Genomic DNA, 22,180 nt, shown 5'->3' with positions numbered 1-22,180 from the left:
TTCGTAAGCATACGCGTCATGACAAAGCATGTCTAATTTTATTCAGCAATAGCCCCGCTCATTTCTTGAATTTCAGCTCATCCGGCGATACCGTATTTTTGAAACCGTAAGTAGCCTCTTCTCCCAGTTTGTCATCATGCAGAAACCACAGCTTTACGACGCTTTTGACATTGAGACACTCGCTGCTGCCATCCGGCACATAGAGACGGATCGGGTAACCTTTCTTCAGTTCCTTTCCTTCTTGCGCATAGAGAAATAAAGCTTGTTCAATCTGGGACCAAGGCAATGTTGCTTGAAACTCGTCAATAGCCTCCACTTTGACGTGGGTCGGTTCAGGCGCACGATCGGCGTTATGCCGCTGCTTCCAGCTGAAATACCAGGATTTCAAATCAAAGGCTTCACCTCGAACCCCCGGTACGCGTTCTTCAAGCGGTAACAGCTGCTTGGCAGCTGCAACCATACTGCTTACTGTATATTCCTCGTTCGTAATATGCGGGTCTGACACCTCAATGCGGATATCGGTCGTCATAATTATTAATCCCCTTTCCTTCTAAAAACGCTCCCCCCATTATACCATCATCCTGCCAAAATATGATATGCTGAAAGGGATTCTACAAGAAAACGCCAGGGGGCTTAGCCATGAGAATACACATCCGGTTATTTGCAGGTCTCGTGGACCTGCTCGGGACTTCAGTCCTCACTTTTGACATCGATCAAGATTCTATTTCCATTGAACAACTGAAACAGCTGATCGCGGATCGGTATCCCCATGCGCGGGCACAGCTTGCCCCTTGTTTTATTGCCAAAAACCAAACTTACGCGAACGAACAAGAACTCGTTACGGAAAGTGATGAACTCGCGCTTATTCCTCCTGTTTCAGGCGGACAGCCGTCCTATTATGAGATCACATACGACACGATTGATGTAGCCGAAGTTACCTCCAAGGTAAATCATCCCGATCACGGAGCTTCAATTGCTTTCATTGGGACAACCCGAGAAATGACCTACGGGCAGCGAACCGTGCTGCTCGAATATGAAGCTTACGAGCCCATGGCTTTGAAAACGATGGCCGCTATCGGAGAAGAAATTGATCAAAGATGGCCAGGAACCTTATGCGCCATTACACATCGATTAGGTGCAGTCGCAATCGCGGAAGCGAGCGTTGTTATTGCAGTATCCTCGCCCCACCGTGCCAGCTGCTATGACGCCAGCCGATATGCGATCGAACGTTTAAAACAGATGGTTCCGATTTGGAAAAAAGAGATTTGGGAAGACGGTTCGGAGTGGAAAGGCAGCCAAACTGGCCCCTGGAACCCGCTCCAAACACCAGAAATTCAGTGATGCCGGACTGGAGATGAAAGAAGATGGAACAACATATAGATCATGAACCGAAGGTTGACGTCGATGCCCGGTATTCCAGGCAGACGCTTTTTTCACCAATAGGGATTGAAGGACAACGTAAGCTGAATGCAAGTAAAGTCGCCATTGTCGGGATGGGAGCTCTCGGCACCGTTCTGGCGAACCATATGGTTCGCGCTGGTATTGGATATGTCCGTTTGATCGATCGCGACTTTGTCGAAGCCAGCAATTTGCAGCGGCAAATGCTTTATGATGAAGAGGACGCCGCAAACTCAATACCTAAAGCCATCGCCGCTGCCAGACGTCTGCAGCTAGTTAATTCGTTAGTAACCATTGAGCCTCATGTAACCGATCTGAATCCTACGAATGCTGAGCAATTGCTTGGCGGAGTGGATCTTATTCTGGATGGTACGGATAATTTCTCAGTCCGTTTTCTCATTAATGATGTCAGCATTAAGCTTGGTATTCCATGGATTTATGGTGGGGCGGTCGCTTCAAGAGGTGTCTCATTAACGATCATCCCGGGGCAGACGCCTTGTCTGCGATGTTTGTTTACGCAAGCGCCCGCTGCAGGTACGACGGAAACCTGCGATACAGCTGGGGTCATAGGTGGAATTATCCATGTCGTTGCTTCTTTTCAAGCTACCGAAGCTCTCAAACTCCTCGTTGGAGACGAGAAAAATCTCAATCTCAAGATGCAGCAGTGGGACTTATGGTTCAATCAGAATTCAGCGATTAACGTAGCAGGTGCCCGCAAAGCAGATTGTCCTGCGTGCGGAACGCAGCACTATGAGTACTTGGACGCCATACTGGACAATGATACCATTCAATCCTTGTGCGGCCGAAATTCTGTTCAAATCCACCCGATCCATCCCTCCTCGTTGTCGCTTGATGACTGGGAAGAACGATTAAAACCTCTGGGACTTGTAGAGAAGAACCGCTTTCTTTTAAAATTTCAGGCAAGTCCTGACCTTCACCTGGTCATCTTCCCGGACGGCCGCGTACTCGTTCAAGGTACAGACGATTTAACTCAGGCTAAAAGCCTATACAGCCGATATATTGGGAATTAATTCTATCCAAAACTAGTTCTGACTTCTCATTGCCAATACCTGGGGACAGCTGATACTATAACCATATACCTACTCAGATATTAGGACTTGGAAAGGACGAACTATGCTCATACACGTTCTTCAGCTAATCGCCGGTGATAAACTTATTTCCGATACCTACAATGCTGTAGGTCTTCATCTTCTATCATCCGGCACAGTCGTGGATGCCAACGATATTTTAATGCTTAATCGCCACAATATCGAATATGTGGATATCATGCCTAGAGGAAATGCTGATCAGGAAGAGGACGAGCCTGTTCGTCATCCGATAAGCGCTGTACAAGCTCACTCTTTCCAACATGCCATTAATGGAGTTAAACAATTATTTCAATACACAGCGTTAGGCGAAACGTTCGCTGATGACTTTGTTGAATCCGCTTGCAATCCATTATTCCAAAACTTTCAAGACGAAAAAGATGTCGTATCCCTGCTCCTCTCTCTGAACAGTCAAGACGATTATACATACCAACACAGCGTACAAGTGGGCATGCTTTCTTATTATATCGCCAAATGGATGGATAAAAGCGAAAAAGAGGCGCGTCACATTGGAAAAGCGGGGTATTTGCACGATCTTGGAAAAAGCAAAGTAGATCAGCACATTCTGCAAAAACCGGGAAAACTCACAAACGATGAGTTCGACGAAATCAAAAAACATACGATTTATGGTTATGAAATCATACGGGATTCCTTGCAGGATAACGCGCTTGCTCTTGTCGCGCTTCAGCATCATGAACGTTGGGATGGCTCGGGCTATCCCCTTCGGAGAACAAAAACGGAAATTCATTCTTATTCGAACATCGTCGCGGTTGCAGATGTATATAGCGCGATGATTTCCGACCGGGTTTACCAGCAGAAACGTGATCTGCTTTTTGTCTTAAAAGAGCTCCATCGCATGAGCTTCGGTCAGCTGGATCCGAAAATTACACAAGTGTTTATCCGGAATATGATTCCGAACTTTATTGGCAAAAAAGCGTCGCTTAACGACGGAAGGACTGGCACCATCGTGATGACCAATCCTTCTGACTTCTTCAAGCCGTTAATTAAAATTAAAAATGAATTTGTTGACCTGTCTCAACTCAATAACGTGGAAATTACTTCAATCGCAATGTAAGTTTGTTAAATAATCAGACTGCCAACAGCTAGAGCCATACCAATGTAAACGGCTGCCAACAAGCTGCCGACAGCAACATTTCCTTGTTTCAGTTGATCGGAGAGCCGTACACCTGGTGTCAGCCAATCGAATACCCAGTATGCGGCGATTAAGCAAACGTAACCTACAGCGAACCATAGACTCATATGCCAAATGGAGGAATTCGTATACGCGGCAATCGCCAGCACGATTGCAGTAGCAATAAATTTACCACCCATGGTAATTCCGACTGCTACATTGCCCTTATTAATTTCCTCCATATCGCGGTAGGGCGTCATTAAACTAAATACATACATGCCAGCAAATTGAAGCAGTACAATGACAAACAAACTAATTAATATATTAACGACAATCACTCTGCCCACCCCCGAAATTTCGCCATCGTTTGATCATAATTGCTATAATCATGGACTTCCTCAATAACAACCTGAACTTGCTTCTTATCCTTGAACTTGACATACCTATCTTCCGCGATAGGTTGTTTGACTTTCTGCCCTGTCGGTAAGTCCGCTACGGCAAAATACCGAAACTTCCCATCCAGTTCCGTTTTATAAACACCTACCAAATTTACTTCCGTTTTAACTTCTGTTTTCAGTTCCGCTAAATCTTTGTCCGCGTCTTCTTTACTCTTAAACGTCTTGATCGGTTTCCATTGCGAGAGCGTCACTTCGTTCTTCCCTTGGCTATCCGTTCTCATCGTGGCGTTCATATAGCGCAAAACCCAAACTTGGTCGCCGGTAGCAAAATTTTGATCATTCGAAATTCGCTCATTGTTCGGCAGCAATATCATATCGCCATCAAGCAGATCGCCTACTTTGGCTTCCTGCACCTGATAGTCCCATGGAACATCACTGCTCATTGTTTCTGAGCTCATTGTATTGATACTCGTACCATTGCTTGAATAACTCCCAGTCTCACTACTACTGCTTGAAAAACTCCCTGTTCCCCCATTACCGCTAAATGTGGAAGTCGTATTCATGACCGAAGGCTTCTTATCCACCGCACTGCTTATGGCCCAAATAATACTGATTACAATGACGAAGCCGGCAGCCATCAGCCAAAATCGTTCTTGTTTCAAGATGATTTCACTCCTATCGCCACAAAATGGCTTGAATTACCAGTAATGATCCCGCCTGCTCGCCCTAACAAGCCGCAAGGCTCCCCGTTCAAGACGAAAAGTCCGGTCAACAGATGCATATCTCCATTTGCAAATTGAAGCTTAGGCAAATCGGCTCGCTGCTGATATACTCGTTTGAAAAATACGCTCGTATCAAAACCCGCCTCGTCTTTTACCTCAAGCTCACCCTTCTCGTTATAAAGCTCAACCGAGCCGCCCTCTCTGCCGAACATGGACTTAGACACATAGTCCCGCTCCAGAACAGGTTCAGTATAGGTTGGGAGCATGTAGCGCTCTATAGCCTTATTCTCTTCTTCAGTGAAAAAGCTGCCTTGACTTTCATGCAGGCTCCAAACAATCGCCTGCAAACCTTTCGATTGCAAAATAACCGAATGCAGGGGATTAAACAGCTCCACGTAACGCTCTTCGATCGAATAGGCTAAAGCTTCGCCACCATCATCGATACCCATCCATTCTTTTGGATATAAGGCGAACATCTTTGTAATCGTGCTTTGCTCTCCTACCTTCACAACGCCTTTGTCAATCCACAGGTCGAGGCAATCTACACAAGTCATGTCTCTTCCGCTATGCGCAACTAAAGCATCAACGGTCCCCGTATCTTCGGCATGCTTACCGTATGCCGTGCATGCCGCATAATCCGGCGCTTCCGTTTCCCATGCTCGGCGTACCCATTCTTTCATCGCACTGTTTGGCGATATCATACAATACTGCTCACACAGCCATGGCGTTGCAATCGATGCTTCCACATAACCTGTCGGTGTATCTGCGTTAAGCTCCAGCAGCTTGATACTTCCTTCTTGATTCACGGCAAAATCAAACCGCGCATACCTGCTTATGAAACCAGGAGCGTTCATCTCCAATCGATCGAGTCCATCCCAAAGCACTTCGGGAATCGATAACTGTGCATATAAATCTCTGCGTCCTTGGACAAAGCGTGCCGCTTTATCGAATACCATCCACAACGTTGCCGCGGCATACAGCAGTTCTTCATAAGCCGCTCTTTCCATAACGACGAGTTGGTCGATCCAATATGCCTCATCCCCCAGATTCGCCCATGTGAACCCGAGCTCAGCTAATTGCCGAATACGTTCCTCACGGTCTGGCGATGGTGTTCCGATAACCTCATATACCATGAATCAACCACCCGAACTGGAGCTGGAAGAGGAGCTAAAGCTGCTCGACTTGCCACCAATACTGCCGGTTGAAGTTGAGGTTGATTTTGAGCTGGAGCTGCTGCTCGATGAGCTAACCGAAGAGCCCGTCGTCGTACTCGCCGACGACTTGTTGGTTGTAAAACTGCCCGTTCCACTTGATGTGGTCGGAGATTTTGTCACGGAGCGATTGGAAAAAGAAGTCCCTTGATACGTCTTGGTGACATATGGCGTGTTTGATCGATAATGATAGGATGGATGACTGCTTACCCAACTGCTTGAAGAATACGGACTGCCTGAATTAAAAATAAGATGGTATAAAAGCAAATCGTCCCAGCCAAAACCCCCGCCGTATCCTTGATTGACAATAATGGGCGCATTGCCGCCACCGGTACTGCCCGCTGCCGGCGTTGGCGATGGGGTGGGCGATGCTGTCCCTGCTTTTTCTACAGCTTGAATGGGCAGGCTCCAATCAACCGCAGCATCGAAATATGTCTTGACTTCTTCTGATGACCATTCAACCAGCTTGGGAGTACCCGCTGCCGGTGTGCTGCTCGGTGTCGAGTTCTCAGCAAAACTAAGAGGAACTAGCAGCAGTTGGCTTGTTAATAATAGCCCTAATGAAGCCGATATGACTTTCAGCGGTCGTTTCAATGTCCGCTCCCTCCCCCATGGCCTCCTGCTGTGATGAGGAGTAGTTCAAAAACGTTATCATCCAAATTCAATCTTCCTTCAATCATTTCATATTCCTTCCTGTCAATGAGTACATAATTAGCTGCATCCAGCGCCAATATGAGCTTCTCATCCCAAGGGCGTTCATTAATTTTACGAAGCTGTCCGTCTGCCATTTTTTCCAACATTACAATATTCATTGAGATGTCCTCCTTCTTCGTTCCAACTTCATAATATGTAAAACGCAGTAACTGCCGATTTGTTTCAAAATATTTATAAATTATATAAAATTGGAAATTTGAAACGAAACTGAATAAGAAAAAAGCCTATCCCTAGGATAGACTTTAGCTGAACCGATCACTGCCGGCTTAATAAGCGACACGCTTAGCGCGTAGATACGTTTTTTTCCAATATGGTTTATTAATGTCCGTGATTTGTACGCCGTTTTTAGGTTTCGGCGATGAATGAATCATCTTCATATTGCCCATATAAATACCGACATGACCAACTGTTCTGTTGGTTCTAAACCGGCCTGGCACATAGAAAAACATCAAGTCGCCTTTTCGCAAATTTTTACGGCTTACATAAGTACCAAGCGCTGCTTGCTGACGAGAGACGCGTGGAAGCTTAACCCCCTGTTTGCCAAACAGATATTGGGTAAATGTCGAGCAATCAAATCTTCCTGTTTGTGAATAAGGCCCCGTTCCAAATCTATACTTAACACCTAAGTACTGCTTCGCTCTACGGATTAACGCATTCATATCAATGTTTTTCAAGACGGGAACGGCATCCTCATCTCCGCTAGGTGCCCATACTTGTTCATCAAGAGTACCTAAGTCTCCAATTGCAGCCGGATTCGTTGCATCCTCGTCACCTTTGAAAGGATCGTTGGGGTCTTCCCCAAAATCAAGCTCTGCTGTAATACCTTGCTGATCCGGATCATCTTCATTCTCAATCGTGGCGACGGAAGTTGGATGAATGACAAGTTGGCTATCTTTTACTTCAAACGACATATCTTCCTGGAAAAGGTCTCCTAAAGCCGATACTGGAATATAAGCGGTATCGCCTTGTTTAATAAACGGTTGGCTGACCTGAATTTCATTGCCTTCTTTGCTTGCTTTATTGGAATTCATCGTTAGTTCAAAGTTCGCATCGTTATCCCCGATCATTAACTTTTGATTGGAATCATCCCAACCGGATTGAAAATTCAAAATTTGAATGATCTCAGGGGCTGAAACATAATTGACATTTTCAATGGCTTTAATAGGAACAATAGCATCATTCGTGCTAAGCATTTGCATGCCTTGTCCTTCTTGGGACATCTGATGCGTCTGGTTGTTGCCGTTCCCTTGCTGTACAGTTGGCGATGCCGTTGGCGCGGCCCTATTGGGAGTGGGCCTATCATTTCCACAACCAGTCGTCGTTGCCAGAATAACAACCAAACTACCCATTGCTGCTGCTTTCAACCTTTTCCACATGATATCTCTTCTCCTTTGAAGGGCGTTAATTGATCCTCTTTAGAGTGAGACAAGTAGGTTACAAATATGCATTCAAATGTGGATATGGTATGATTACCAGTAGCATCCATGCCAACAAGGGGGAACAGGTATGATTAGAAATCAAACGAGTTCATCTTTGCCGCTTTATGCCATCATCTTTGGATTAATAGCGATTTTGCTGAATTTATTTTTAATTCCCATACCTTTAGGTTTTATATTCGGTATTGCGGCATTCATCTGCGGCTTCATCAGTTATATTCGTTATGGAAAATGGGACGGGTTCATCTTATCCTTATTTTCATTTTTGCTTATACTTCTCTGGATTTGCAGTATTTTGATCCCGCTTTGGGTAGACCCTACTTTGCAAATCGAGTGGAAATAAAAAGAAAAACAAGACCCCTTCAGGGAGTCTTGCCGTTAGTTTGCTTATTACCCGATGGAGCCTTCCATCTCGAACTTAATGAGACGGTTCATTTCTACGGCATATTCCATTGGAAGTTCTTTGGTGAATGGCTCGATAAAGCCCATAACGATCATTTGTGTAGCTTCAGCCTCAGTCAGACCGCGGCTCATGAGGTAGAATAATTGATCCTCTGACACCTTGGATACTGTAGCTTCATGCTCCAGTGTAATGTTATCGTTCATAATTTCGTTGTAAGGAATTGTATCGGAAGTCGACTCGTTATCCAAAATCAAAGTATCACATTTGATATTCGCTTTAGACCCTTGGGAGTTACGTCCGAAGGAAGCCAAGCCGCGGTACGTTACTTTGCCGCCATGCTTCGAAATCGATTTGGATACGATTGTAGATGTCGTATCCGGAGCCAGATGCGTCATTTTCGCGCCAGCGTCTTGATGCTGTCCTTTACCCGCTACTGCGATGGAAAGAACCATACCTTTAGCGCCGCGGCCTTTCAGCACAACAGCCGGGTATTTCATGGTCAGTTTGGAACCGATGTTGCCATCGACCCATTCCATAGTCGCGTTCTCTTCAGCAACCGCACGTTTGGTAACGAGGTTGTAGATGTTAGGCGCCCAGTTTTGAATCGTTGTATAACGAGCTCGGGAGTTCTTCTTACATACGATCTCAACAACCGCACTATGCAAGGAGTTCGTGCTGTAGATAGGAGCTGTACAGCCCTCTACGTAATGTACGAAGCTGTCTTCATCGGTGATGATGAGCGTACGTTCGAATTGGCCCATGTTCTCGGAGTTAATGCGGAAGTAAGCTTGCAACGGAATCTCGCATTTTACGCCTTTTGGTACATAAATAAAGGATCCACCGGACCATACGGCGCTGTTCAGCGCAGCAAACTTGTTGTCGCTAGGCGGAATAACGGTTCCGAAATATTCTTTGAACAGCTCCGGGTACTCGCGAAGCGCCGTATCGGTATCCGTAAAGATAACGCCTTGATCTTCGAGTTCCTTTTGCATGCTGTGGTAAACAACCTCGGATTCATACTGCGCGGATACACCTGCAAGGAACTTTTGCTCCGCTTCAGGAATACCAAGCTTGTCGAACGTTTCTTTAATTTCCGTAGGAACTTCTTCCCACGTCTTACCTTGCTTCTCAGAAGGCTTTACATAGTACTGGATATCATTGAAATCCAGATCGTCCATATTACCGCCCCAGCGTGGCATAGGCATTTTGAAAAACTGTTCCAGAGACTTCAAACGGAATTCAAGCATCCATTCCGGTTCGCCTTTCATTCTGGAAATTTCCTCTACGATCTCACGAGTCAAGCCTTTACCGGACTGGAACACCGCTTTGTGTTCGTCCCTAAAGCCATACTTGTAATCCTCGAGATCTGGCATTTGTTTAGCCATGGTTGATTCCTCCTTAGAGTTTTGCTTGCAAAACTGTCTTCGTAAGCGTTACTTATTCACTCTTTTGGGATTGCTCAATCCCTTTGCGCAGCGCGTTCCAGGCAAGGGTTGCACACTTGATCCGTGCAGGGAATTTATTAACCCCGGATAAGGCCTCTATATCTTCATATTCAAACTCTACGGTTTCGCCTTTCATGAGACCGGAGAAATTTTCAGCCATCTTCAGCGCTTCGTCAAGCGCCTTGCCTTTCACGGCATCCGTCATCATCGATGCGGAAGATAAGCTAATGGAACAGCCTTCTCCAAGAAACTTGGCGTTCTTCACCAAACCATCTTCAACTTGCATTTGCAACGAAATTTTATCGCCGCAAGTCGGGTTGTTAAGGTCGATCGTAACCGCTTCGTCAGATTCAAATTTCCCGCGGTTGCGTGGATTTTTATAGTGATCCATAATCACTCTGCGGTATAAATCATCCAATTGCATGACCGAAGTACTCCTTTGTTTTTTGTAAGGCCGCTACAAGTCGGTCAACATCGGCTTCTGTATTGTACAGATAAAAGCTGGCGCGTGCGGTAGCGGTCACTTGAAGCCATCTCATGAGAGGCTGACAGCAGTGATGTCCTGCCCTTACAGCGACTCCTTCCGCATCCAGGACGGTTGCGACATCATGAGGATGCACATCCCCTAGATTGAAAGTCACAAGTCCCGCACGATCATTGGTTGGACCATAAATAGTCAGATCTTCAATCTGTGACATGCGATTGAGCGCATACTGAGTCAGCTGAATATCATGCCTATAAATATTGTCCATGCCGACTTCCTGCAGAAAATCGATAGCCGCGCCGAGTCCGACTGCACCGGCGATGATCGGTGTTCCGCCTTCGAACTTCCAAGGCAGCTCCTTCCACGTCGATTCATACAAATCCACATGGTCGATCATCTCGCCGCCGAACTCAACAGGCTCCATCGCTTCTAGCATTGCCTTCTTCCCATACAATGCCCCGATTCCGGTAGGACCACACATCTTGTGTCCGGAAAGGCCGTAGAAATCGCAGTCCAAATCTTGCACATCCACTTTCATATGCGGTGTGCTTTGCGCGCCGTCAACCATCAGCTTAGCGCCATGCTTATGGGCGATGCGGGCAATTTCTTTGATCGGATTGATCACACCGAGGACGTTAGAAACGTATACGACCGAAACGATCTTTGTACGGTCTGTAATTACATTTTCAACGTCGGCCAGCGAGATCGTGCCATCCGGCTGCAATGGAATATGTTTCAATGTGGCCCCCGAAGCCTTGGCAGCTTGCTGCCAAGGAATCAGGTTGCTGTGATGCTCCATCGGCGTGATGACGATCTCGTCGCCTTCACGAAGCGTTTTCGCATAACTGCTCGCTACAATATTGATGGCTGTTGTCGTGCCTCTTGTGAAAATAATCTCCTGCTCGCTGGATGCGTTAATGAATTTGGCAACTTTCTCGCGCGCGCCTTCATAGGCGTCTGTTGCACGAGAACCCAGCGTATGAACCCCACGGTGAACATTAGAATTGTCCCACTCGTAATAACGCTTTAGTGCTTCAATCACCGTGATCGGCTTCTGGGAAGTCGCTGCGCTGTCCAGGTAAACCAGGGGATGACCGTTCACTTCCTGCTTGAGTATGGGAAAAAGTTCACGTATCTCCGCGGTATTCATTGTCCCAGCTTCCTCTCCACTAAGCTTTGCAGTTGTTCCTCAACGCTCTTGATCGGAATTTCGGAAACGACAGGCGCCAAGAATCCGTAGATAATCAAGCGCTGAGCCTCTTCCTTTGTAATTCCGCGAGACATGAGGTAATGAACCTGCTCCGCATTTACTTGACCTACGCTCGCTGCGTGGCCTGCTTTTACATCGTCTTCATCGATCAGAAGGATCGGGTTCGCGTCACCGCGAGCTTTTGGACTCAGCATCAGCACTTTCTCGGTTTGCTGGCCATTACAGCCTGTTGCGCCTTTTTCGATTTTCGTGATACCGTTGATGATCGCTGTAGCGCCGTCTCTCATAACAGCGCGAGTGATCATGTCGCTTGTGGAAGCTTTGCCCCAATGCACACAGCGTGTAGTCAGATTGAGCTTCTGCTCATCCGTTCCAACGCAGATGACTTTGGCGTCGGAATCGGAACCGTTGCCCTTGAGGATCGATGTTGTATCGGACATCGTGTTGCCGTAGTTCAATTCTCCAACGACCCATTGAACTGCGCCGTCGTTCTCAAGAATAGCGCGACGGTATGTTAGATCCGTAACGGACTCGCCAAGATTGTGGATGGATGCGTAATGAACTTTGGCACCTGGCTTCACGAACACTTCAACGATGCCGTTTTGTACCAATTGACCATCGGAGTGGGAAGATACAAAGTTGTCAACGTAAGTCACGGAGCTGAATTGCTCGGCAACGATCAGAACGTGAGGAGCAAAGCTTGCTTCCGCGTCATCTGTTATGAATAAAGCTTGAAGTGGAATTTCCACGCGAACATCCTTAGGCACATAAAGGAAAATGCCGCCGTTCCAAAGGGCAGCATGAAGTGCTGTCAATTGATTTTCATTCGCTTCTACAGCTTTCATGAAGTAATCCTTCACCAGATCGGCGTGCTCCCTAAGAGCTGTTTCCAGATCAGTGAAAATGACGCCTTGCTGCTTCAATTGCTCGGAAACCTGCTTGTGCACGATACCGGAGTTTCTTTGCACGATCAGGTTATCCGGACTTGCTAACCCTTTAGCTGCTTCAGGAAGCTCATCCAAGGAAGCGAGCGGGGCTTGCGCTTTATAGGAACCGTAAGAGGAAACGTTCCAACGGTCGATTCTTGTCTTTTCAAGCTTGGGTAATTCCAAAGATTCGGCAAGCTTTAACCCTTCTGAACGAAGGGATGTCATCCATTCCGGCTCTTGCTTGCTGCGGGAAAGCTCGATGACTGCATTCGAATCAATGGAAAGCGTAATTTGAGTGCTCATGTTATCCTCCTAAATTTCACCCCACAAAGTGAAGATTTGCTTCGAAGATTAATCCGATTACTTTGTGGGGGCCCCATTACATTAGTACTTTGGAGCTGTCGTGTTCATTGGAATCTTGAATTCTTCCTCATCTTGACCAACAGTTTCATCCACGATGCCGAGCTCTTCTTTGATCCAGTCGTATCCTTCCGCTTCCAGTCGCTGAGCCAGCTCAGGACCGCCGGATTTCACGATACGACCTTGCATCATAACATGTACAAAATCAGGATTAATGTAGTTGAGCAAACGCTGATAGTGCGTGATGATCAAGAAGCCGCGTTCTTCGCTGCGCATAGCGTTAACGCCTTCAGCTACAATGCGCAGAGCGTCGATGTCGAGACCGGAATCGATTTCGTCGAGAATGACGATTTTTGGTTCAAGAAGCAGCATTTGAAGGATTTCGTTACGCTTCTTCTCACCGCCGGAGAAACCTTCGTTCAGGTAACGGTGCATGAACTCCGGATTCATTTCCAGTTGTTTCATCTTGCCTTCCATTTGGCGGATGAACTTGATCAAGGAGATCTCGTTACCTTCGCCGCGGCGTGCATTCATCGCACTGCGTAAGAAGTCAGCGTTCGTTACGCCGGTAATTTCGCTTGGATACTGCATAGCCAGGAAAAGTCCGGCGCGCGCTCTTTCGTCCACAGCCATATCCAGAACGTCTTCGCCGTCCAGCGTTACGGAACCTTCAGTTACTTCGTATTTGGGGTGGCCCATCAAAGCAGAAGCCAACGTACTTTTACCAGTACCGTTCGGTCCCATGATCGCATGAACTTCTCCGCCTTTAATTTCCAGGCTAAGACCTTTCAAAATTTCCTTTCCTTCGACGTTCGCTTTCAGACCGTCTATTGTGAATGTTGGTAAATTTGCCATTTCCTAAGCCTCCATAAAGTGAATGTACTTTTATATGAGAATCATTATTAAATGATTCTCACTGATTCTCATTAGAATAATTCTATTATAACTTACTGGTTAAAATCAAGAAAGGGCAATACCATGAAAAAGAAGCATCTGTGAAAATAATGATTCTAATGACTCTTATGAAGCAAGCTGTCGCTTGATCTCCCTAACTTGCGCAGTAAATTCCTCATCATCAAGAACTGGGGTCATGGAAAGGTCTCCGGGGAGATCAGTCTGAATTTGAATCCATGACTTGCATCCCAGATAGGCCTGTTCGATCTGAACGTCTACTGGAGAATCCAGCTTATAAACCCGTAACAACATAATATGCAGCGGGTTTTTGCGTTTCCATTTCAATCTTTCTTCCGTAAAATTTTCTGTCCAAATGTGGAAAGGAAACAATTTATTGAGCTGCTCCTGATCGCTAATCTCGATATCCTCAACCAGCTTGGCATAAGTACTGACCTTGACGCTCGAATCCTCTGGACTCCAGCCTGTTAAAGTCTCATCGATAACCCCGCGGTAGTCTTCCTTCAACAATTCCCTGCGCTGATGCTCATAGGTCGGATAGAGGAAAAAAGCCTCGGACTCCACTTGGAAATCCCTCGTTTCTTCAACGATTCCACCCTTGCGCATGATAAAGATTTGCGTGCCATCCTCCAAAGCTTTAATAGCGGACGCCCATTCTTTGAGGGCGATTGGTTGCGTATCCAAATCTCGTACACCTCGTTCTCAACTCAATATTGTTATTATTATAAGGAATCTGAGCAGGCAAAACAATGCGGAGCGAAATCAGGATATACAACCAACAGAAAAGGATGGCTCGGAGCTGCCATCCCTTTGCTCATTATTTGAAGTTTCAGCGTAATAAGCGGGCCCTGTGCGGGCAAACTGTTCTTGATTCAGTTTCATCGGATTCGGACCTGCAGATTCTTTAGCCCAGGAAGGATTGAAGCATCCATCGATGTTTTTCCAAGGAGGTTTGGATCGCTAATAGCATGTCCGATGTAGTCTCATCGTTAACCTCTTCACAATCTTTGATTCCTGCTTTCAGCTCCCCGATCACGATACTGAAATCTTCGATAATTGCCTCGACCATCTTCGTGGCAGTCTCGTTACCGGAAGCTTCTTTCAGCGAGGAAAGCTCCAAAAACTGTTTCATCGTCGCTGCGGGTTGGCCGCCGATAGTGAGTTGGCGTTCAGCGAGCTCATCGATATGCAGGGCCGCTTCATTATAAAGCTCTTCAAATTTGACATGAAGCGTAAAAAATTGATTGCCTTTTACGTACCAATGGAAGTTATGAAGCTTAACGTAAAGTAAGCCCCAATTGGCGATTTGTTTGTTGAGAACGGTTTGTATGGATTGAGCTGTGGCTACTACCATGTTTTACTCCTCCTTTGCGATCTGTACATGCTAATTTGCCTCATTTTTGCTCATATCATGTAGATTATGTTGCAATTTAGTAGTAAGTATTTCAAGGTTGAACGTTTTGTCTTATACTAGAAAAAGATGAATAATACATAGTAAATTGGTTGGAATTATACTACCAATGCATAGAGGAGGCTATCCCATGACCAAATATCATCCGCTTAGCGAAGAGCAAGCGATTGAGTATGCCAGACAAATTCCGGATTTATTCCAATCGAGAGCAGAGCTGTCCAGCCGTGAAATTGGAGACGGCAATTTGAATCTAGTGTTCCACATTTCCGAGCCGAGCACAGGTAAAAGCATTATTCTAAAACAAGCTCTGCCTTATGCCAAAGTTGTCGGTGAATCATGGCCGTTAACACTGGACCGCGCACGTATTGAAAGCGAGGCGCTGCAAATTGAAGAGTCTCTATGTCCGGATCTCGTTCCGCACGTGTATGCTTATGAGCCGGATCTTGCGCTGACCGTGATGGAGGATTTAAGCGATCATGTCATCATGCGAAGAGGCCTCATCGAGCGCAACCAGTATCCATTGTTTGCTGAGCATATCGCCCGATTTCTTGCTCATACATTATTTTTCACCTCAGATTTGGGGAAAAACCAGCAAGAAAAGAAAGTTCAGCTTGGACGTTTTATCAATCCTGAGCTGTGCAAAATAACCGAAGATCTGATCTTTGACGATCCTTATCGCGACGCGGACACGAATAGCATCGAAGCCCATATCCGCGATGCGGCCGAGCAAATTTGGAAGGATACTGAACTCCACTTGGAGGTAGCTATTCTGCGCAACAAATTTCTGACTAGCGCTCAAGCGCTCTTGCATGGGGATCTGCACACCGGCAGTATTTTTATTAAGGCTTATTCCACAAAAGTGATAGACCCTGAATTCGCTTATTATGGCCCAATGGGCTTCGATATTGGCGCTGTTCTGGCGAATCTGCTGCTGAACTTTGCCGGTCAAGAAGGCTGGAGTACGGATGAGGCAAGCCGCGCCGACTATCGCGAGTACTTGCTGCACACAGTAAAAGATGTTTGGAACAACTTCGAACGCAACTTCCGCCAGCTTTGGAATGAGCATGGGGTTGACCGTGTCTTCCAAACTCCAGGCTATCAAGATTATTTCATCGCTTCTCTGCTTCAAGATACCTTCGGATTTACTGGAGCTAAAATGGTGCGACGCGTCTATGGCCTTGCCCATGTAGCGGATATCGACAAGATTGAAGATGCTTCAGCCAGAGAACGTGCGCAGCGCCTTGCTTTATCCATTGGAACGAAGCTGATTCGCTTCAATCGTCAAGCGAAATCCATTGATGAACTGATCCAACTTGTCACCAAAGAAACAACAGCAGAAAGAGGATTTGCCTTATGAGCCATACAGGAATTGAAGTAACAAATGAGCAGGTAGCTTTACAATCCTTGCGCTGGAACGGCCATCAGCTGGATCTGCTCGATCAACGATTGCTGCCCGAAGAGATCGTGTATTTGCCGCTGGAAACACCGGTCGAGGTGTGGGAAGCAATCCGTCACTTGAAGGTACGCGGCGCTCCTGCGATTGGGATCGCCGCCGCGTATGGGGTATTCTTAGGCATCCGCGGTTTGGATGCCCGTGTCGATGAGCTTCTGGCCGAAGTCCAGAAGCAAGCGGACTACCTGGCGACGTCGCGTCCGACAGCCGTGAATTTGTTCTGGGCGCTCGATCGCATGCGGGCTCGAGCGGAAGCATTAGCGTCAGCCGGCGTGAATGCGGCTGACTTCAAGCAAGCGCTCCTCGACGAAGCGAAGAATATTCAAGCGGAGGATGAGGAGACGAACCGCCTTATCGGCGAACATGCGTTAACGCTGTTCGCCGATGGTTTCGGCGTGCTGACGCACTGCAACGCCGGAGGGCTTGCTACCGCCAAGTACGGCACGGCGCTAGCGCCGTTCTACTTGGCGAAAGAGAAAGGCGTGAACATCAAGGTGTTCGCGGATGAGACGCGGCCGGTGCTCCAGGGCGCACGGCTGACGGCTTTTGAGCTGCAGCAAGCCGGCGTCGACGTGACGCTGATCTGCGATAACATGGCCGGCGCGGTCATGTCCAAGGGCTGGATTCAAGCGGTCATCGTCGGTACGGACCGCGTAGCGGCGAACGGTGACGTCGCCAACAAGATCGGCACCTACAGTGTAGCCGTGTTAGCCAAAGCGCATGGCATTCCGTTCTACGTCGCGTGCCCGCTATCCACGATCGATCTGAACACGCCGACTGGCTCAGATATTCCGATCGAAGAACGTCACGAGGACGAAATTACGCAAGGCTTCGGCAAACGTACTGCGCCTCAAGGCGTGAAGGTATACAATCCAGCCTTCGACGTGACGCCTAACGAGTATGTAACCGCAATTATTACAGAAAAAGGCATCGTACGCGCGCCTTATAATGAGAGCTTGCGCAGCCTTTTTGAATAACTAAAAAAAGTGTTCGAGCATGGAGTCTTCTTCTGCTCGAACACTTTTTTAATATAGGGAATTGTCGAAAATGCTTGTTGAAGAGGATCGCCGTGCTGCGGAAACATAAAGATAGCCGAATTATGCATAAAATATAGGGGACAAGAACTATTGTTCGTTAATAGCGACACTCTGGACGCTGAAAACGAGCCAAGTGTAAGCTAAATAAAGATAATCGTCGTTATTCAGACCTTGTACAGGGACAAAGCCTCCGATAATTCATCATCAGAAGCACAGCGCCGTAGGCACGGTAACAGACATGTAGCTGCTTATTTCACGAACTATTCGCATTCACAGCAAAGGAGCTGGCTATCAATCGACCCGTTTTTCTTAATTTCCACTGTTCTTTATCCCGCACCTTTTACCATCTCCCGGTACTGTACAGGAGTCATGCCGTAAGCCTTTTTAAACACGTAATGAAGGTAGTTGCTTGTGGCAAAGCCGTTGCTCTCCGCGATCTTTTCAAGCGTCCAGCTGCTTTGGAGCAGCTCGTTGCATACATGCTGCAGCCGAACTTGCTGCAAGTAATCGCTGAATGCGATCCCAGCCAGCTCCTTGAAAATACGCTGAAGCTGCCGCGAGCTGATCTGCACACGCTCGGCAACAATTTCCAGCGTTAGCGGACGGCGGAAATTATCTTGAATAAACTGGACGGCAAGCTGGTACCGATAGCTCTTCATATCTCGTGCAGGCAGATTCAGACCTTGCGGCTCCTCTTTGTATGCGCCTACGGTTCTTAACAGTATTTGCACAATTGCCTGCTTAATCATGGTGTAATGGCCCAACTGGTTGCTTCGCCAGGCTTCATAAGCGATGAGAAACCATTTCATCGCTTCCTGCCGATCCATCGCGGGCGCGCGAGGAAGTTCGTCCAGCTGCCGGATGCAGCTGTCCGCTTCGGCCGTCTCCCACGTCTCTCCCCAAGTTCCGGTACCCTTGTAATCATCGTTAGAATCGTCAAGCTTAACGATGTCCACATGTAGGCATAGTTCATCCATGGCTTCCCGCTTATCCGCTTCCTGACGATGACTCACGCCGGGACCTGTCAGATAGAGCATCCCCTCATGCAGGGAATACTCCGTTCCATCCAGGGTAACGGTTCCTTTTCCGCGTGGAATGTAATGAAACTCGTACTCGGAGTGATGATGAAAATCGATAATAGTGCCTGGCGGGAAAGAGGTTAAGTGACAGCGCAATATACGGAACCCGTAAGATCCCCAGCGGAAAGCAAGCTCCATACGGTCCAGAGCCTTCGGATTGTCGAGCATCGGCTCAAAGTAAAAGGGCTGGCCCGTCAGTTTCCCGTGGCTGCTTGTGTTCATACTTAACCTCCCTCCCTACTATTCTTTTTCTTAGGCTTGCAATGAATCAATTCGAACTTGCTGTTTGGAGGCAGCTGAACGATTCGAAGCCTCCATCAGCTTAGTCAAGTCTACGGCAAGCTGTATGTTGTCAGATGCATTTGTGCCATTTTGAATATGCGAAACCCATTGATCAAAAGCGGACGGATTCGCTTGCGGCCAGTTCCCTTGCTCCACCCATTGTTCTTTGGCTTCTGCAAGCCTCGTTGTACGCAGGCGCAGCTTTCCATCGTGATCGGAGTAAAGCAAGCTTCCCTCGGTTCCATGAACCTCAATCACAAACGGCGAGAATGTATTGACAAAACCGGCTTCAACGATGCCGACCGCTCCATTATCGTATTGAAGGGTGGCAACCGCATTATCTTCAACCTCCCTGCCCGTCACATATCCGTACGAAGCGCTTACAGACTGAGGCATTCCAAGTAAGAGCCGGGCCAAATACATCGGATGACAGCCAAGGTCAATCAAAGCTCCGCCACCGCATTGCTCTGCGTTATAAAAATGCTCAGGCAGCCAGCCCTTCGGATTAGACGCTGTGGAAAGCCCGCCATTATGGGACAAGCGTGTACGCACCAATGTAAGTTGACCAAGCAGTTCCTGACGCAAAATTTCTTGGATCGCTAATGTATAGCTCGCGTTCAATCTTGGGAGCGAAACCGTTAATTTAACGCCTGCGGCTTCAACCGCTTGCAAAATGTCATTAACTTCCTGCAACGTCGGAGCGATAACTTTTTCCGTGAAAATATGTTTGCCGGCCTTTGCAGCCGCGACCATCACATCTCGATGCAGATTCGTTGGCGTATCGACGATAACGCCTTCAATTTCCGGATTCGCCAGCAGCTCCTGCAAATTTGCATAAAAAGCAACGCCGCGCTCTGCTGCCTGTGCTTTTCCTCTTGCTTCCAGCTCATCCCAAACGGCTACGATTTCCGTATCCGGATGCTCGGCTGCTTGTTTGGCGTAGTCTCTTGCATGCACGTGCCAAAAACTTAACATAGCTACTTTTATCATATATAACCTCCAAAAAAGTGACTTGGATTTATTGTAGCATGATAAAAGAGCCTGATAAATTTCGATTTAACGACAGTCTTTTGTATAAAATCACGACACGCGAAAAGTACATTATAAGAAATAGCCGTGCTATTTTTATTTCGATACCGGAGTAGCCTTGAAATATTCCTCCATCGTCAGCCCCTTAGCCGCGAGCTCTTTGGACAATTCCGTACCTACATAACGTAAATGCCAAGGCTCGTACTGGTAGCCGGTGATGTTGGCCTTCCCTTTCGGATACCGAATAATGAACCCGTACTCGGCAGCATGCTGTTCCAGCCATTTGGCCTCTTTGGTGCCTCCGAAACAATCCTCGGCCGCACATTTGCCATCGCTGCCGGTTATGTCAATCGCGAGTCCCGTTTCATGCTCGCTTGTTCCGGGAACAGCGCTGTATGTTTTCGCTTTTTCCTCGCCATCCTTCAGAACGTATCTTTGAAAGATTGACTTCTGTGTCGAATAGGAACGGTAGGCCGATACGCCCGCAAGGTGAATGCCGTCCTTTTCCGCTCCGGCAAAAAGCTTTTCCAGCGCCTCGGCCGCTACTTTGCGCATTTTCCGCTTCTCAATTTTCTCCTTGAACACAAACGGAACATCAGGATAAACCAAGTCTGCCGGTTCATAGTCGGACGGCAGAGAATTTTGCTTATTAACGAGCACCGTGATACTTTCAGGTTTGGCTACGACCCCAACCGCGCCATTTTTCCCTGCATTTGCAGTTGGGACAGGTGAAGTTGTCGGAGTTTGAGTTGCTTTAGTTGTCGGCGCAGGTGTCGCCGAGGACTTGCTTGATGGTGTTGCAGAAGGTGCGACTGCGCTTGTTGCACTTGCTGTTGGGCTTGCCGTCGGATCAGCAGAAGGCGTCGGTTCTGCCTTGTTACTGCTGCATCCGGTTATTATGGTAAACGCTGCAATTAACGCAAGCGTGTATTTCATCTGACGGTTCATGTTCGTAAAGCCCTCCTCAAAGTTGAAAAAGTACACATGGAATAGACTGTCGAAACAGTGAAAAAGTTTCACCCAGCCAAGCAAAAAAAGAAAACCGCAAATCAGGTATTTGCGCCTCATTCGCAGCCTTCATATATTTTATGCCTTCTGTCGTTACCTTTCAAGCTCTAAGGGGCTTGCGAGCCGTTTTCATTTTAAGCATGGTCTGGAGGAAGCAGCACGATGCGTCCTTCCTCAAGCGTAACTCGAATTTTATTCGTGCTGGATGCGCCGATCGATTCGAGGAAATTGGCCGGAATTTGCAGTCTGCCCGCTTTATCGACTACAGCGTATTCAATGTGCGAGTCGACTTCCAACGTGAGGATGCCCTGCTCCAGCTCCAGCATTTCTTCGGCATATGATTTGCGCCGCAATATTTCGGAGGAAGTCTTGCCGTCCCGGATCGCGACAACCCGATCCACTTTCTTGGCCAGCAGCGGATCGTGCGTGACGATAACAACCGTCAGTCCGAAGGAACGGTTCAGCTCCCGGAACAGGTCCAGAATTTGATTAGCCATCTTCGAATCAACGGACCCTGTAGGCTCATCGGCCAGCAGGAGCTTCGGCTGATTGGCGAGAGCTATGGCTATCGCAACGCGCTGCTGCTCACCTCCCGAAAGCTGATTCAGCTTATTGTTTTTGCGATGGCTTAATCCGACTGCATCCAGCAAGTCCAAAGCCCGTTGACGCTTACGCCGTCCCTGAAGCAAGATGGGCAGCTCGATATTTTCCAACGCAGTTAGATAAGGAATCAAGTTACGGGCATTATTTTGCCAGACAAAGCCAACCGTCTCCCTTTTATAGGTCACCAAATCAGATTCTTTAAATTTCAATAAGTCTTTGCCATCGACATGCAAATTGCCCGCCGATGGCCGATCGAGACCGCCAAGCATATTCAGCAATGTCGATTTGCCGCTGCCGCTGTTGCCAATAATCGCCATGAGCTCTCCTTCCTCAATATGGAGATCCAAGCCCTGGAGAGCTACGACTTCAATATCAGCTGCCTTGTAAATTTTGACCAAATTTTCACAATGGATCATCT

The 22,180-nt window shown here is 47.4% G+C and carries 24 protein-coding genes; 6 read left to right on the top strand and 18 right to left on the bottom strand.

Annotated features, from left to right (window positions below; translation table 11 throughout):
- Positions 1-58: 58 nt before the first annotated feature.
- Entirely contained in the window at positions 59-529 is a 471-nt protein-coding gene (locus tag ICC18_RS21540) for a molybdopterin-dependent oxidoreductase (protein WP_223192746.1), read from the bottom strand.
- Positions 530-639: 110 nt separating this feature from the next.
- Here ICC18_RS21540 and ICC18_RS21535 point away from each other — a divergent pair, with 110 nt between their 5' ends.
- The 3 genes from ICC18_RS21535 to ICC18_RS21525 all read left to right on the top strand — a co-directional run bounded on the left by ICC18_RS21535 (position 640) and on the right by ICC18_RS21525 (position 3,579).
- A complete protein-coding gene (locus ICC18_RS21535) occupies positions 640-1,341 on the top strand; it encodes a molybdenum cofactor biosynthesis protein (protein WP_188176516.1) in 702 nt (233 codons plus the stop codon).
- A gap of 23 nt (positions 1,342-1,364) precedes the next feature.
- Positions 1,365-2,429: a ThiF family adenylyltransferase gene (locus ICC18_RS21530; protein WP_188176515.1), complete on the top strand. Its 1,065-nt coding sequence runs from the start codon at positions 1,365-1,367 to the stop codon at positions 2,427-2,429.
- Positions 2,430-2,532: 103 nt separating this feature from the next.
- Entirely contained in the window at positions 2,533-3,579 is a 1,047-nt protein-coding gene (locus ICC18_RS21525; RefSeq protein WP_188176514.1) for an HD-GYP domain-containing protein, read from the top strand.
- A 5-nt stretch (positions 3,580-3,584) separates the two neighbouring features.
- Here the strand turns inward: ICC18_RS21525 and ICC18_RS21520 are convergent, their stop codons facing one another.
- The 6 genes from ICC18_RS21520 to ICC18_RS21495 form a co-directional block, all read right to left on the bottom strand.
- Positions 3,585-3,974, bottom strand: coding sequence for a DUF350 domain-containing protein (locus tag ICC18_RS21520; protein ID WP_188176513.1), 390 nt, complete (start codon positions 3,972-3,974; stop codon positions 3,585-3,587).
- A complete protein-coding gene (locus ICC18_RS21515; protein ID WP_188176512.1) occupies positions 3,971-4,696 on the bottom strand; it encodes a hypothetical protein in 726 nt (241 codons plus the stop codon). Before ICC18_RS21515 ends, ICC18_RS21520 begins: the two co-directional genes overlap by 4 nt.
- Complete coding sequence (locus tag ICC18_RS21510; protein WP_188176511.1) at positions 4,693-5,889, bottom strand: glutathionylspermidine synthase family protein; 1,197 nt, start codon at positions 5,887-5,889, stop codon at positions 4,693-4,695. Before ICC18_RS21510 ends, ICC18_RS21515 begins: the two co-directional genes overlap by 4 nt.
- Positions 5,890-5,892: 3 nt before the next feature.
- Positions 5,893-6,561 (bottom strand): hypothetical protein, encoded by a 669-nt coding sequence (locus ICC18_RS21505; RefSeq protein WP_188176510.1) that lies wholly within the window; start codon positions 6,559-6,561, stop codon positions 5,893-5,895.
- Complete coding sequence (locus tag ICC18_RS21500) at positions 6,558-6,779, bottom strand: hypothetical protein (RefSeq protein ID WP_188176509.1); 222 nt, start codon at positions 6,777-6,779, stop codon at positions 6,558-6,560. Before ICC18_RS21500 ends, ICC18_RS21505 begins: the two co-directional genes overlap by 4 nt.
- Positions 6,780-6,947: 168 nt before the next feature.
- Complete coding sequence (locus ICC18_RS21495) at positions 6,948-8,057, bottom strand: C40 family peptidase (RefSeq protein WP_188176508.1); 1,110 nt, start codon at positions 8,055-8,057, stop codon at positions 6,948-6,950.
- Positions 8,058-8,187: 130 nt separating this feature from the next.
- Between ICC18_RS21495 and ICC18_RS21490 the strand changes: the two genes are divergently transcribed.
- Entirely contained in the window at positions 8,188-8,460 is a 273-nt protein-coding gene (locus ICC18_RS21490; RefSeq protein WP_188176507.1) for a hypothetical protein, read from the top strand.
- A gap of 47 nt (positions 8,461-8,507) precedes the next feature.
- Here ICC18_RS21490 and sufB read toward each other — a convergent pair whose 3' ends face one another.
- The 7 genes from sufB to ICC18_RS21455 form a co-directional block, all read right to left on the bottom strand.
- On the bottom strand, positions 8,508-9,905 hold the full coding sequence (sufB, locus tag ICC18_RS21485) for a Fe-S cluster assembly protein SufB (RefSeq protein WP_188176506.1): 1,398 nt from the start codon (positions 9,903-9,905) through the stop codon (positions 8,508-8,510).
- A gap of 52 nt (positions 9,906-9,957) precedes the next feature.
- A complete protein-coding gene (sufU, locus tag ICC18_RS21480) occupies positions 9,958-10,389 on the bottom strand; it encodes a Fe-S cluster assembly sulfur transfer protein SufU (RefSeq protein ID WP_188176505.1) in 432 nt (143 codons plus the stop codon).
- Positions 10,376-11,599, bottom strand: coding sequence for a cysteine desulfurase (locus ICC18_RS21475; RefSeq protein WP_188176504.1), 1,224 nt, complete (start codon positions 11,597-11,599; stop codon positions 10,376-10,378). The genes sufU and ICC18_RS21475 overlap by 14 nt, the downstream gene beginning before the upstream one ends.
- Positions 11,596-12,891 carry a Fe-S cluster assembly protein SufD gene (gene sufD, locus ICC18_RS21470; RefSeq protein WP_188176503.1) on the bottom strand — a complete coding sequence of 432 codons (1,296 nt, stop codon included), beginning with the start codon at positions 12,889-12,891 and terminating at the stop codon, positions 11,596-11,598. Before sufD ends, ICC18_RS21475 begins: the two co-directional genes overlap by 4 nt.
- Before the next feature lie 81 nt (positions 12,892-12,972).
- Complete coding sequence (gene sufC / locus ICC18_RS21465) at positions 12,973-13,803, bottom strand: Fe-S cluster assembly ATPase SufC (RefSeq protein WP_188176502.1); 831 nt, start codon at positions 13,801-13,803, stop codon at positions 12,973-12,975.
- A 165-nt stretch (positions 13,804-13,968) separates the two neighbouring features.
- Positions 13,969-14,544, bottom strand: a complete 576-nt coding sequence (locus ICC18_RS21460; protein ID WP_188176501.1) for a DUF1802 family protein — start codon at positions 14,542-14,544, stop codon at positions 13,969-13,971.
- A gap of 220 nt (positions 14,545-14,764) precedes the next feature.
- Entirely contained in the window at positions 14,765-15,214 is a 450-nt protein-coding gene (locus tag ICC18_RS21455) for a Dps family protein (protein WP_188176500.1), read from the bottom strand.
- A gap of 187 nt (positions 15,215-15,401) precedes the next feature.
- Between ICC18_RS21455 and mtnK the strand changes: the two genes are divergently transcribed.
- Together mtnK and mtnA are read left to right on the top strand one after the other, a co-directional pair.
- Positions 15,402-16,628 (top strand): S-methyl-5-thioribose kinase, encoded by a 1,227-nt coding sequence (mtnK, locus tag ICC18_RS21450; protein ID WP_188176499.1) that lies wholly within the window; start codon positions 15,402-15,404, stop codon positions 16,626-16,628.
- Positions 16,625-17,701, top strand: coding sequence for an S-methyl-5-thioribose-1-phosphate isomerase (mtnA, locus tag ICC18_RS21445; protein ID WP_188176498.1), 1,077 nt, complete (start codon positions 16,625-16,627; stop codon positions 17,699-17,701). Before mtnK ends, mtnA begins: the two co-directional genes overlap by 4 nt.
- A gap of 386 nt (positions 17,702-18,087) precedes the next feature.
- On the opposite strand, the gene ICC18_RS21440 is transcribed toward mtnA, so the two are convergent.
- The 4 genes from ICC18_RS21440 to ICC18_RS21425 form a co-directional block, all read right to left on the bottom strand.
- On the bottom strand, positions 18,088-19,062 hold the full coding sequence (locus ICC18_RS21440) for an AraC family transcriptional regulator (RefSeq protein WP_188176497.1): 975 nt from the start codon (positions 19,060-19,062) through the stop codon (positions 18,088-18,090).
- Between the two features lie 30 nt (positions 19,063-19,092).
- Positions 19,093-20,112, bottom strand: coding sequence for a Gfo/Idh/MocA family protein (locus ICC18_RS21435; protein WP_188176496.1), 1,020 nt, complete (start codon positions 20,110-20,112; stop codon positions 19,093-19,095).
- A 135-nt stretch (positions 20,113-20,247) separates the two neighbouring features.
- Complete coding sequence (locus tag ICC18_RS21430; RefSeq protein ID WP_188176495.1) at positions 20,248-21,099, bottom strand: M15 family metallopeptidase; 852 nt, start codon at positions 21,097-21,099, stop codon at positions 20,248-20,250.
- A 194-nt stretch (positions 21,100-21,293) separates the two neighbouring features.
- A complete protein-coding gene (locus ICC18_RS21425; protein WP_188176494.1) occupies positions 21,294-22,178 on the bottom strand; it encodes an ABC transporter ATP-binding protein in 885 nt (294 codons plus the stop codon).
- Between the last annotated feature and the right edge of the window lie 2 nt (positions 22,179-22,180).

The organism is Paenibacillus sedimenti (genome assembly GCF_014534655.1).
In the GTDB taxonomy this organism is placed as follows: Bacteria; Bacillota; Bacilli; order Paenibacillales; family NBRC-103111; genus Paenibacillus_E; species Paenibacillus_E sedimenti.
This window is presented reverse-complemented; position numbering and strand designations above follow the sequence as displayed.